The sequence below is a fragment of the Microvirga lotononidis genome, assembly GCF_034627025.1.
GTDB lineage: Bacteria > Pseudomonadota > Alphaproteobacteria > Rhizobiales > Beijerinckiaceae > Microvirga > Microvirga lotononidis.
The window spans coordinates 522,014-534,082 of sequence record NZ_CP141050.1; the positions used below are offsets into that span (position 1 = coordinate 522,014).

Annotated in this window: 9 protein-coding genes; 6 read left to right on the forward strand and 3 right to left on the reverse strand. The window is 63.0% G+C overall.

The window, feature by feature from the left end; genetic code table 11:
• From U0023_RS32080 to U0023_RS32090, 3 genes are all read right to left on the reverse strand, one after another.
• The gene (locus tag U0023_RS32080; protein WP_009490087.1) at positions 1-1,368 is read right to left on the reverse strand and encodes an aspartate aminotransferase family protein; all 1,368 of its coding nucleotides are present in this window, start codon (positions 1,366-1,368) and stop codon (positions 1-3) included.
• Between the two features lie 107 nt (positions 1,369-1,475).
• The gene (locus U0023_RS32085) at positions 1,476-1,865 is read right to left on the reverse strand and encodes a RidA family protein (protein ID WP_009490085.1); all 390 of its coding nucleotides are present in this window, start codon (positions 1,863-1,865) and stop codon (positions 1,476-1,478) included.
• Positions 1,862-3,361 (reverse strand): M81 family metallopeptidase, encoded by a 1,500-nt coding sequence (locus tag U0023_RS32090; RefSeq protein WP_009490083.1) that lies wholly within the window; start codon positions 3,359-3,361, stop codon positions 1,862-1,864. Before U0023_RS32090 ends, U0023_RS32085 begins: the two co-directional genes overlap by 4 nt.
• A gap of 313 nt (positions 3,362-3,674) precedes the next feature.
• Between U0023_RS32090 and U0023_RS32095 the strand changes: the two genes are divergently transcribed.
• The 6 genes from U0023_RS32095 (at position 3,675) to U0023_RS32120 (ending at position 12,065) form a co-directional block, all read left to right on the forward strand.
• Positions 3,675-5,138, forward strand: coding sequence for a M81 family metallopeptidase (locus U0023_RS32095; protein WP_009490081.1), 1,464 nt, complete (start codon positions 3,675-3,677; stop codon positions 5,136-5,138).
• The gene (locus U0023_RS32100) at positions 5,129-6,430 is read left to right on the forward strand and encodes an alanine racemase (RefSeq protein ID WP_009490079.1); all 1,302 of its coding nucleotides are present in this window, start codon (positions 5,129-5,131) and stop codon (positions 6,428-6,430) included. Before U0023_RS32095 ends, U0023_RS32100 begins: the two co-directional genes overlap by 10 nt.
• Positions 6,431-6,446: 16 nt before the next feature.
• Positions 6,447-7,289: an IclR family transcriptional regulator gene (locus U0023_RS32105; protein ID WP_322883909.1), complete on the forward strand. Its 843-nt coding sequence runs from the start codon at positions 6,447-6,449 to the stop codon at positions 7,287-7,289.
• A 261-nt stretch (positions 7,290-7,550) separates the two neighbouring features.
• On the forward strand, positions 7,551-9,098 hold the full coding sequence (locus U0023_RS32110) for an ABC transporter substrate-binding protein (RefSeq protein WP_009490070.1): 1,548 nt from the start codon (positions 7,551-7,553) through the stop codon (positions 9,096-9,098).
• Between the two features lies 1 nt (position 9,099).
• Positions 9,100-11,193 (forward strand): ABC transporter ATP-binding protein, encoded by a 2,094-nt coding sequence (locus U0023_RS32115; RefSeq protein ID WP_245272883.1) that lies wholly within the window; start codon positions 9,100-9,102, stop codon positions 11,191-11,193.
• Positions 11,190-12,065, forward strand: a complete 876-nt coding sequence (locus tag U0023_RS32120; protein WP_009490066.1) for an ABC transporter permease — start codon at positions 11,190-11,192, stop codon at positions 12,063-12,065. The genes U0023_RS32115 and U0023_RS32120 overlap by 4 nt, the downstream gene beginning before the upstream one ends.
• The last annotated feature ends 4 nt before the right edge of the window (positions 12,066-12,069 follow it).

Below are 12,069 nucleotides of genomic sequence, written 5' to 3' on the forward strand. Positions count from 1 at the left end.
TTACTTGCGGAAGTCTCCGGTCGGGAGGACTCCCTTGGCTTTGAGTTCGCGCACGGAGTCCTCGACGGCCAGGAGGGTATCGTCGATCACCGCGTCGCTGTGCTCGATGGAGAGGAACCAGGCGCCGCGCTCCAGGGCACGCACACCACGGTGCAGCAGAGCCGTCGTGAGCGCGACATAGGCCGGCCGGTCCATTCGGGCGAGATCGCGGTAGTTCCGCGCCGGCACATCGAGGCCGAGGGCCACGTGGAAGACCTGCGGAAAGCCGGCGACCTGCGCAAGCACCCCGGCGCGGGCGAAAATCTCGCCCATGCCTCTCATGAGCCGTCCGCCGCGTTCCTCCAAGGTCGCATAGAGCGAAGGTTTCAGCGACATGAGAGTCGCAACCGTGGCCGCCATGGCGATGGGCTGAGCATTGTAGGTGCCGCCATGCACGACGCCGCCGGTGGCGAACATCTCCATAAGATCCGCCCGCCCGACGATGGCCGCGACAGGGAACCCGTTGGCGATGGCCTTGCCGAAAGTGGAGAGGTCGGGCGTCACGCCGAAGCGCTCCTGCGCGCCGCCAGGTGCAAGGCGAAAGCCCGTGATCACCTCGTCGAAAATGAGGATGGTGCCGTATCGCGTGCAGGCCTCGCGTACGCCTTCGAGATAGCCCGGCGCGGGGTGCACGGCGCCGGCATTGCACATCGCCGCTTCCATGATGACGCCGGCGATGTCCCCCTGTGCAAGCCGCTCGACTACTAGGTCCAGGTTGTTCCACGGCAGAACCACAAGGGCGTCTGCCGTTTCCGTAAGCTGGCCCTTGCTGCCGGCAACCGGGACCGGCGCATTCTCCGGGCCCGCCGCATTGAGGGCCGGGGCGGTCGACCACAGCACATTGTCAAACCAGCCATGATAATGGCCTTCGAACTTGATGATTTTCTTGCGGCCTGTCGCGGCACGGGCAAGACGGATGGCCGCTTGATCGACTTCGGAGCCCGAGCAGCCGAACCGCATGCGCTCGGCCGAGGGAACGAGCTCGCACACGAGCCGCGCTGCCTCGGCCTCCACCGTCGTCTGGCCCGCGAAGAGGAAGCCCTTCTCAATCTCCTGCTTCACTGCATCAACCAGAGCCTGCGGCTTGTGGCCGAGGATCATTGGTCCCATGCCCAGGTAGTAGTCGATCAGCTTGTTGCCGTCCGCATCGTAGAGCCACGGACCCTCGCCGCGCTCGAAGACAAGGGGAGTCGGCGAGATGTTCAGGCGAAAGTTGCTGTTGACGCCGCCCGCCATCCATTGGGCGTTACGTTCGATCAGCTCCGCAGACTTGTCGAACGAGAGGGGATTGTTACCGCGTGCGCGTGCCGATTCAGCAAGGGAAGACATGTGGCTTGACCGCTCCTCAGGGGACTTTGCAACAACAGGCCCGAGCCGACCCGCGAAGTAAATGCTTGCCCGTTCCGTGGGGCGGAAACCCGCGCGGAACGGAATATTCAGCTACGCTTCTTCCTTACGACCGCTACGCAATCGATCTCATAGCGCAGGTTCGGTCCGAGGCAATTCGTGATGGTCGTGCGAGCCGGAAAGGGAGCAGAGAAGTACTCACCGTAGATTTGGTTGAACTCCGCTACGTCCTCGGGATCGCGGACGTAGTTGCGGGTCTGCACCACATGAGCAAGGTCGCTGTCGGCATCCTCCAGAACCTTCCGCAAGTTCTCGATGGAGCGTCGCATCTCGCCCTCGAAAGTGTCAGAGATGATTTTGCCAGTGACATCGACTGAGGCTTGTCCGGAAACGAAGAGGAGATCGCCGACCTGGGTCGCGGGGCTGAAGGGGAGGTGCGAGCGCGGCGTGTCCGATTTGCCGGGATATTCGATGCTCATTGGGTGCTCCGATCGCTGATGGGGAAGACGGGTTTGCGCAAGCGGCGATAATTCAGAGTCGCAATGGCGCTGGTGCAGGGCCCGGGCGTGCTGACGGTGTAGCTTCCGGCCATAATGGGATTATAAGCCTTGCGATGAGCGACCGCCGCTTTCACGCCAATAGCGAAGAGGTCCTCGGGGATGATCCCCTGGGAGCGAAATTGGGCCAGATCGAAAGGCGGAGTCTTGCGGCTGGTCAACAGCACGGTGACGCCTTCGACGCGAATAACGGCCGAGGGGCCCATCGAGAAATGGATGCCACGGGAGGCTGCAAGGTGGCTATGGCGGTCTTCCAGGGTGAAGCGGCCGTCACTGCGACTGATGAACTCCGCCTCTACCTCGAGAGGTGCGGCCCCGAGACGGCTGCCCTTGCCGCCGATGGACAGGCGTCGCTTCTCGCCCTGTCTGGCATCTGCGAGGCTTTGCACGGCTGCGGCATCAGCGATCGCCACGGCGCAGTTGCGTAGACCATGGCGCAGAAAGCCGCGCAGGACCGCCGTGTCGTCTCCGGGCGCGCCACCGCCGATATTGTCGGCCGGTTCGACAACGATCCACGGTCCACCGTCGCGTGTACTGATTTCGGCCAATGCCTGGTCGAGGTCCCATTCCTGGGGAAGGCCGAGACCACGCATGGAGATCGCGAGAGCTTCAAGCCGGTCGAGAGCGTCTGTCGCGCCTGCCTCGTCGCCAGTTGTCGCGACCGAGAAGGCGACGCCCGCATCGGGAACGTCCGAGAAGGCGTAGCCAGCGACAACGTTTGCGACCCAGATGTCGGGGTTTTCTGCCTCGATCTGCCGTGCGAGCGCCGCAAGGTCGCGCATCGGACTGTCCGCCGTCCCGGTCCCCGGCGGAGGCCACATGATCGGAGCGATGCGGGCGAACATCCGGGGCGAGCTTCCTTCATCGAGAGCCCGCGCGAGGAGGTAGGCCGAGCGGACCGCGGATTCGCGAGCGTCTGAGTGCGGATTTTCCCGATAGGCGACAAGGCCGTTGGCGTGATGCGCCATTTTGGCCGTGAAGGTGGCGTGCAGGTCGAATACGCCGAAGACCGGAAGGTTCTCTGCGCCTGGGACAGAGCGCAGGCGTGCGAGCAGTTCCCCTTCGGGATCCTCGCACGCTGTCGTCACCATGGCCCCGTGCAGCCCGAGCCAGATTCCATCAAGCCCGGTGCCCGCGAGGGCTTGGCGCAACCCGCTCTCGACTTCAGCGCAGTATGTCTCGAACACCGCATGGTCCACGGTTCCGGACGGCAGGGCCGCATACTCGCAGATTGGCACGACCTCCCAGCCACGAGCTTCGGCGACCTCGAGAAATCCATCCGTGGTCGAGCCGTCGCCACGTCGGCGGAGAATCTCCTCGCCGCGATAGACCGTGAAATCGCCGAGCCCCGTGATCTCATCGACGAATGTGTGGGTCTCATGGAAGAGCCCTGCAAACAGAATCCTGCGCTTTGCCATTTGATGTATCCAGGCTGAAATCGACGTTCCCCATCAGCCGCCGGCTGATCTTGTCCTCTGACGGACGCACCTCCGTCCGGAAGGCCTTCACAGGCGATGTCTGTTCAGGTCATCCTACATTATAGAACCACAACGAGTTAGGTGGCCGGAGAAGTGAACACGAACGTTCGGCGTCACGCAAGTCATCATTTCAATAAGAACAGTGGCGACAACATGAGAGTAGTTGACACGGCGAAAATCCTAGCGGTTAATCTTGTGGCGACGTTCGAGAGCAGCATACTACAATGTGGAACGTCGTTTCGGAGGATCAGATTTGCGTATCTTCGTTGCTTCGCTCGCCACCGAGACGAACACCTTCTCGCCGCTGTTCGTCGATCGCCGCGCCTTTGAAGAGGCTTTTTATTGCCCACCGGGAGAGCACCCGCCGACTGCGACGCTCTGCTCCGCGCCGATGGTCGCTGCGCGACGGCGGGCTGAAACGGATGGTTTCACGCTGATCGAAGGCACAGCCACGTGGGCGGAACCGGCCGGCCTGGTCTCACGGGAGGCGTATGAATCCCTGCGTGACGAGATCCTCGGTCAGCTCAAGGCGGCCATGCCTGTCGATGTTGCTCTGTTCGGTCTGCACGGCGCCATGGTCGCGCGCGATTATGACGATTGCGAGGGAGACCTTCTGGCAAGGGTTCGCGAGATCGTCGGGCCCGATTGCGTAATGGGTGCTGAACTCGACATGCATTGCCACCTCACGCCGAAGCGTGTCGAGGCGGCCGATGTACTTCTGACCTTCAAGGAATTCCCGCACATCGACTTTCTCGATAGGGCGGAGGATCTCGTCGACCTCTGCCTGCGGGCCGCCCGCCGGGAGGTGAAGCCTGTTCCCGCCGTCTTCGATTGCCGCTCCCTGTCGGGATTCATGACGAGCAGCGAGCCTGGCCGCAGTTTTGTGGACCGTATCATGGCCATGGAGGGTAGGGACGGTATTCTCAGCATTTCCGTCGCGCATGGCTTTCAGGCCGCGGATGTCTACGACGTTGGCACCAAGGTTCTCGTTATAGCCGATGGTGAGGAGAACCGCGCAAAGGCAGACGCGCTGGCCGCGTCGCTCGGACGGGAGATCTTCGGATGGCAGCGCACGGCGCCCGGACCGTATCATTATACCCCTGAGGAAGCGATCGAGAAGGCGCTCGCTGAGCCGGGACAGCCGATCGTCTTCGCCGACCGGTGGGACAATCCGGGCGGCGGGGTTGCCGGGGACTCGACCGTGATGATCGAGGCCCTCTTAAAACATCCGGATATTCCGGCCGCTATCGGCGCGCTGTGGGACCCGGTAGCCGTATCCCTCTGTCGTGCTGCCGGGGTCGGCGCCCGCATCCCCTTGCGCTTCTGCGGCAAGGCGACCCCACAATCGGGCTCGCCCATCGACGCGGAAGTCGTCGTGAAGGGAGTGAGCGACGAACTCACGATCCCGTTTGAGGAGAGCATCGTCTCGCTTGGACCGGCTGCGGCCATCTCCATCGGCGAGCTTGACGTCGTGCTCGTGAGCGGGCGAGCCCAGACTTTCAGCCCGCCTGCCTTTACAAAGCTAGGCATCGATCTCGCGCGGAAGAAGATCGTCGTCGTTAAGTCGTCCAACCACTTCTATGCGGCCTTCGCGCCGATTGCCGCGAAAGTCCATTATCTCAATACCGGTGGCCCTTATCCTTACGATGCGACAAAGGTCGAGTATCGTAAGGCGCGGCGCCCGCTAGCTCCTCTGGATCCCCACCCATGGCTTTGATTCCCCGTCTCGATATCGCGGCGCTTGATGCGCAACTGGTTGACCCACTCACTAAGGGTCTTCCCTTCAACGCGCCCGCGTTGCGGCTCGGAGATATCGGTGCCCAAGGTTGGAATGTTCTGGAAGGCGACGTGCCGATGCCGGTGGCGGTGATCCGCCAGGCCCGCGTGGAGGCCAACAGCGCCTGGATGGCTGCGTTCACGCAGGGGAACGGTCTTGTGATCGCTCCCCATGGCAAGACCACCATGGCGCCTTACCTGTTCGACCTGCAGATTGCCGACGGCGCCTGGGCGATCACGGTCGCTACGGTGCAGCAAATGCAGGTATGCCGACACTTCGGCGTATGCCGTGTCCTGATGGCCAATCAACCAATCGGTCAGCAAGCTGTGAACGCCTGCTTCGCCGCCCTCGCGGACAGAGAATTCGAGCTCTATTGTCTCGTGGATGGGGAAGAGGGGCTGAGACAGCTCGCCGAAGGGGCGGGCCGTGCTCAGCCGCCCGCAGGCAATCCGCTGCGCGTGCTCGTAGAGGTTGGGTTCCCGGGTGGACGCACCGGTGCCCGCACCCCGGAGACGGCGCTGGCACTCGCCCGAAAGATCGCCGCGACGGAAGGGCTCGCACTCGCAGGATTCGAGTGCTTCGAGGGCCTGTTGCCGGCCCCGGAGGCCGTGGACGAGCTTCTGGACGTGGTCGCTGACCTTACACGTCAGGCCATTGCCGAGGGCCTGCTGCCAAGCAGCGGACCGGTCATCATCAGCGCCGGCGGATCAGCCTTCTTCGATCGGGTCGGCGAACGCTTCAATGCACACGACTTCCCGGCGCCGGTCCTACGGGTGTTGCGGTCCGGCTGCTATCTGACGCATGACTGCATGGGTTACGCGGCTGCCTTCGAGCGGATCTGTCAGCAGACCCGACTTACCCTGCCACCGGGCGGCCTCGTTCCGGCTCTTGAGGTCTGGGCACAGGTTCAATCCGTGCCTGAGGCGAGGCGGGCTCTCCTGTCCATGGGCAAGCGCGATGTCGGTTTCGATGCGGGCCTGCCGATTCCTCAATACTGGTACCGTCCAGGCAGCGCGATGGAGGAGCCTCAGCCGATACCGCCCGGGTACAAGACCGCCGCTCTCAATGACCAGCATTGTCATCTGGAATTGCCGCAAGGCAGCGAACTCCAGGTCGGTGACCTCGTGGGGTTCGGCATCGGCCACCCGTGCACGACCTTCGATCGTTGGTCACTGCTGCTGGCCGTCGACGAGGACTACAACGTTCTCAAGGCGGTGAAGACGTTCTTCTGAAGCCCCGACGGGGGAGATGGCGAGGGCCGGCGCCGCTTCCGGCCCGATGTGGAGGAGACCGATGCGTAAGGACGGCCAGGACTACATCGTTCAGCCGGTGATGAAGGCGCTGGAGGTGCTCGACTACGTGGCGAAACAGGGGCGGGACGTGACCCTGACGGAGACAGTCAATCGGCTCAAGCTGCCTAAGACCACCGTCTTCCGCTATCTCCAGACGCTTTCCGCCGCCTCCTTCCTGGAATACGACCTGCATCGCGACCGCTATCGCGCGGGGCCGCGCTTTCGTCACCTTGCCGACGTCGACCGCAGCCTGCAACGGCTCCGTACGGCTGTGCAGCCGGAAATGCACGATCTCTCCGAACGGTTCGGTGAAACGATTAATCTCGCCATTCTGGCGCAGAAGGCCATTGTCTACATCGATATCGTCGACCGAGGCCGCGCGCCGCGAACGGAGGCGCGGGTGGGGCAGCGTCACCCGGTCCACTCCACCTCGCTGGGAAAAGCCATTGCGGCGCATCTGCCTGACGAGGAGTTTGAAGCACTTTGTATGCCGCTCCTCCCGGCACGGACAATCCACACCGTGACGGACGGCCGCTTCCTGCGCCGGCAGGTCGATCATATTCGTCAACAGGGATATGCGCTGGACATGGGCGAGAATGAAGACGGGCACATGTGCATCGGCGTGCCCATTCTCGATGATTGCGGGCGGCCGGTCGCTGCCATCAGTCTGTCTGCTCCGGAGCCGCGCCTTGCGCCAACACGACGCCTTGAAGCCGCCGCTGCCTTGAGGGCGTCCGCCGATCGGATCGTTGAGAAGATCTACGGAAACAGGCGCTTCGACGCGGTTGCGCTTGCCTGAGGTTGTTTCTCAAGGCGAAACCGGGTGGCGTTGACCTTAGCGCCAACCGGCTTCTAGCGTAGTCGCACGGCCCGTGGTGCATCCTAAACGATGCAACTCCGTGACGTCATGACCAGAAAAACCCGGCGTGACGTGGGGAGGCGGAGCAAAACGTTGGGCAAGGCTGCCGCCGAGCACCCGGATTTCGACTTTGCCGGGGTTGAACCTTGGCAGGCCCAAGACGTGAAAAAGTTCATAAACCAGAGGATCAGGAGCGTTGCCATGAGAAACAGGCGTATCCCATTCACCAAAGTTCTAGGAGCGTTCGCTTTTACCGCGATGGCGGCCATTGCTGCTCCGGACCATGCTCATGCGCAGAAGCTCAAGGGAACCACGCTTCGGGTCGCGGTCGTCGCCGACATGACCAACTTCGACCCGATGCAGTTCTCGCTCGTCAATTTCCATCTCATCAAGAACCTCTACGACAGCCTCATCGAATACACGCCCGATGGAAAAGCCGTGCCGAGCCTCGCGACGGAATGGTCCATCGGCGAGAACAACAAGTCGGTGCGCGTCACATTGCGGAAAGGGGTTCTCTTCCATAGCGGGGCGCCGCTGACCTCGGCGGATGTGGCCGCAACGCTGAAAAAGGCGTCCGATCCGGCGAAGGGCAAAAACGTCTATGCAACCATGGGGATCGTCCAGGATTGGACGACGCCGGATGAGCAGACCATCGTCATCAACTTCAAAGCTCCCGTGCCGGAGCGCCAGATCCTCGATCTGCTCCAGTTCACGATGCCCATCGAGGCGGCCGGCATCGATACGGTGGAGACCAAGCCAGCCGGCACCGGTGCCTACATGCTGGCCGGACGTGCCGTCGGCCAGAGTGTGACGCTCAAGGCCAATCCCAAGTATTGGCGCGAGGGTGAGCCCATCAGCCAAGAGATCCGCTTCACGGTCTTCAGCGACGACGCAGCTGCGAGCGCCGCGCTGGAATCGGGCGCGGCCGATATCATCTATGGTGGTGGCGCCCGGAGCGCCGTACGTCTGCGCGATTCCGGGTTCACCGTCACGCGTGGACCGGGACCCTTGGTGCAGGTGTTCCGCATCAACACTACCCGCCCGCCGTTCAACAACGAGAAATTCCGCCAAGCCTTCAACTACCTGATGGATCGCGAAGGTATTCTGCGGGTCGGCTACGCCGGTCTCGGCGAGCCGGTCGCGCTTCCTTGGGCGCCCGCGAGCCCGGCCTTCGATGCGGCCTACCTCAAGGAGTTTGCCTACAACCCCGAGAAGGCCAAGGCGCTCCTCGCGGAATCGGGGCTCTCGAAGGAGCAGATGAGCAACTGGAAACTTCTCGTCTATGGGACTGACCAGCCGACGGTGGTGATCAGCCAAATCGTGCAGAGTACGCTGGCCGAAGTTGGGATCGACGTAAAGCTCGATGTGCTGGAAGGTTCCGAATACGTGAAGGCGCAGCTCGCCGGTGAGTACCAGGCCACCTTCGGTGGCGTGGGCAACGTGCAGAAGTTTCCGTCCCGCGTCGCCACCAACAGCATTTATCGCACCAAGGACAACCCGGTCCTGAAGGAGCCGCATCCATTCCCGGATTACCTGGCGGCGATCGAGCGGGTCAACACCACCTATGGCTCTCAGGAGGAGGTCAAGGCAGCGTACGACAATCTCAACCGCGTGCTGGTGAAGAGCGCATTCGCTATCCCGACCAACTCCTATGATGTGGGCCTCATCGTATCCTCGCCCAAGCTCGACGGGTTTACGCCGGACATCGACAACCTGTTCGTGGCCCGCACGATCGGATTGAAGAAATGAGGTGGTCGCCAGTGACGTTCTCGCGCAAGTACAGGGCGCGCCGTTGACGACGCCAATTCTGTCCGTGCGTGATCTGACCGTCGCGTTCGGCGCCGAGCAATCGGTGTCCGTCGTACGCGGCATCAGTTTCGACGTGTTCGCGAACGAGGTGTTCTGCATCGTTGGCGAATCCGGTTCCGGCAAGAGTGTTACCTCGCTCGCAGTCGCCGGACTGCTGCCGGGTGGCGCAAAGATCTCGGGCTCGATCCGCCTCGGGGGAACGGAGATCGTGGGCGCGGCCCCCGAAACCCTACGGCAGGTTCGGGGCCGGGACCTTGGGTTCATCTTCCAGGACCCGGCCACAACGTTGAACCCTGTCCTGCGCGTCGGGCGCCAGATTGTGGAGGGCGAGGTTACTCACGGCCGCCTCAAACCCTCCGACGCGAATGAGCGCGCTGCCGAGCTGCTGCGAGAGGTGGACATCGCCGATCCGGTCAACCGGGTCCAGCAATATCCGCACCAGTTTTCGGGCGGTATGCGCCAGCGGGCCGTGATCGCCATGGCTATGGCGGGCCGGCCGAGGCTCATCATCGCGGACGAGCCGACCACGGCCCTAGACGTGACCGTCCAGGCGCAGGTTCTGTCGCTCCTCCAGCGCCGACAAGCGGACACGTCCGCCGCCGTCATCCTGATCACCCATGATCTCGGTGTGGTCGCCGAGGTCGCTCACCGCGTTGCGGTCATGTATGCCGGGCGCATCGTCGAAACCGGCACGGTCGACGAGATTTTCTCCTCGCCACGCCATCCTTATACCCGGGCTCTGCTCCGCAGCATTCCGCGGGGCGAGGCGGTTGGTGCGAGGCTTGATGCCATCCCGGGCCAGCCGGCCACGGCGGAGACACTCCCAGGCGGTTGCCCCTTCCATCCGCGTTGTGCCCTCGGCAGCGGCCGGGCCACGTGCCGGACGGAGGAGCCTCCACTGCGAACCGTCGGAAGCGGGCACAAGGCGGCATGCCATTTCGTCGATGAGACACGGGCGCCTGTTAGCCTGCGCCGCGAAGAGTTTCTCGCTCCCACAAGCAGCTCAATCGGGCAGCCTCTTCTCGAAATTGATGCCCTGAAGGTTCACTTTCCGGTGCGGGCGGGCATTCTCAAGCGCGTCGTCGGATGGGTGCGCGCCGTGGATGGGGTCAGTCTCACGGTGCGGGCGGGCGAGACGGTGAGCCTTGTCGGTGAGTCCGGCTGCGGGAAGACGACCACAGCCCGCACGATCATGGGGCTGGTCCGGGCCTCCGCGGGCGACGTACGCTTCGCGGGGCGCTCGATTGTCAACCTGTCCGCCGGACGAATGCGCGAGGCACGCCGGTGGATGCAATATGTCTTCCAGGATCCCTATGCGGCCCTTAATCCGGTTCTGCCGGTAGAGGAGATCGTGGCTGAGCCCCTGCGCCTGCACGGCCTTTATGAGGAAGCGGGGGGAGCAAGGCGTATCGCCGAGCTGTTCGAAATGGTCGGCCTGTCGCGGACCATGTTCGGTCGCTATCCGAGCGAGTTCTCGGGCGGGCAGCGCCAGCGTATCGGAATCGCCCGGGCGCTTGCCCTCAACCCACGCCTGCTCATCCTCGACGAGCCCGTCTCCGCGCTCGATGTCTCCATTCAGGCGCAGGTTCTCAACCTTCTTCAGGATTTGCAGAAGGAGTTGCGTCTCGCCTATCTCTTCATCTCCCACAACCTGTCGGTCGTGCAGCACATTTCGGATCGTGTCGCCGTTATGTATCTCGGCCGCATCATCGAGCAGGCGACCCGGGATGAGCTATACGACGCGCCGAGCCATCCCTATACGCAGAGCTTGCTGTCAGCGGCGCCGGTTGCCGATCCATCCTTTGGCCGGACGCGAAGGCGCATCGTTCTCGAGGGCGAGATTCCCAATCCCGCAGCTCCCCCGCCAGGCTGCACCTTTCATCCCCGGTGCTTCCGGACAAACGACCGCTGCCGTCGGGAAGTGCCGGGTGCGCTGCACTTGCCGGGCGCCTCGACCCTCGTCGCCTGCCACTATCCCGATGTCGCTCAAGCGGGTCCCACAATCCGCAAGGCTTCGATGGAGTTTGGAGAATGAGCGCTGCGTCTAGCCGTATCGGCACTTTCATTCGCGCGCTGTGGCGCCATAAGGGGGCAGCGGCGGCGCTTGCCTTCCTGCTTTTCGTCTCGCTCATGGCAGTTTTCGCTGATCTGCTGCCCTTCGATCCGTTCCGCCAGCGCTTGGTCGATGCCCTGAAAGGTCCATCCAGCACCAATTGGTTCGGCACCGATGAGCTCGGCCGGGACATTTTCGCCCGTGTGGTCTATGGCGCACGAACCTCCCTGACCACGGCCGCAGGCGCTGTCGTTATTGCGGCCACCGTTGGTGTGCCCATGGGGTTGGTCAGCGGGTTCTTCGGTGGCTGGCGCGATGCGACTCTTATGCGCCTCGTCGACGTGATGATGACGCTACCAGCCATTCTCTTCGCCATGGCGCTCATCGCAATCCTTGGTCGCAGCCAGGTTGCGGCGATCATCGCGGTTGGGATTACTGGTATCCCGAGCTTTGCCCGCATCACGCGCGCACAGACACTGACATTGCGGAGCCGAGACTTCGTTGTGGCCGTGGAGGCCTTCGGCGGCAGCGCCCGGTACAATATGTTCCGGACAATCCTGCCAAATTCCTGGAGCCCGATTCTGGTGCAGGTCGTGGTACTGTGTTCGGTTGCCATTCTCCTCGAGGCGGCGTTGGCCTTCCTTGGGGTCGGCGTCGCGCCGCCCACTCCGAGTTGGGGAGAGATGTTGCGATCCGGCAAATCCTATCTGCACGAGGCCCCGTACTATGCAGTCCTGCCGGGCCTGATCTTGACCCTCACCATCCTGTCGTTCGATGCCATCGGACGCGCAATGGCAGACCTGCTTGGCGAGCGTTACGAACTGCGCAAAGCCGGTTCAGAAGGAGCAGCGTGATCCT

What these genes read in the sequence shown, in the direction of transcription:
- U0023_RS32100 (WP_009490079.1), top strand. Translation starts at nt 5,129, where the DNA reads ATGGCTTTGATTCCCCGTCTCGATATCGCGGCGCTTGATGCGCAACTG.
- U0023_RS32085 (WP_009490085.1), bottom strand. Translation starts at nt 1,865, where the DNA reads ATGAGCATCGAATATCCCGGCAAATCGGACACGCCGCGCTCGCACCTC.
- U0023_RS32080 (WP_009490087.1), bottom strand. Translation starts at nt 1,368, where the DNA reads ATGTCTTCCCTTGCTGAATCGGCACGCGCACGCGGTAACAATCCCCTC.
- U0023_RS32110 (WP_009490070.1), top strand. Translation starts at nt 7,551, where the DNA reads ATGAGAAACAGGCGTATCCCATTCACCAAAGTTCTAGGAGCGTTCGCT.
- U0023_RS32120 (WP_009490066.1), top strand. Translation starts at nt 11,190, where the DNA reads ATGAGCGCTGCGTCTAGCCGTATCGGCACTTTCATTCGCGCGCTGTGG.
- U0023_RS32090 (WP_009490083.1), bottom strand. Translation starts at nt 3,361, where the DNA reads ATGGCAAAGCGCAGGATTCTGTTTGCAGGGCTCTTCCATGAGACCCAC.
- U0023_RS32105 (WP_322883909.1), top strand. Translation starts at nt 6,447, where the DNA reads ATGGCGAGGGCCGGCGCCGCTTCCGGCCCGATGTGGAGGAGACCGATG.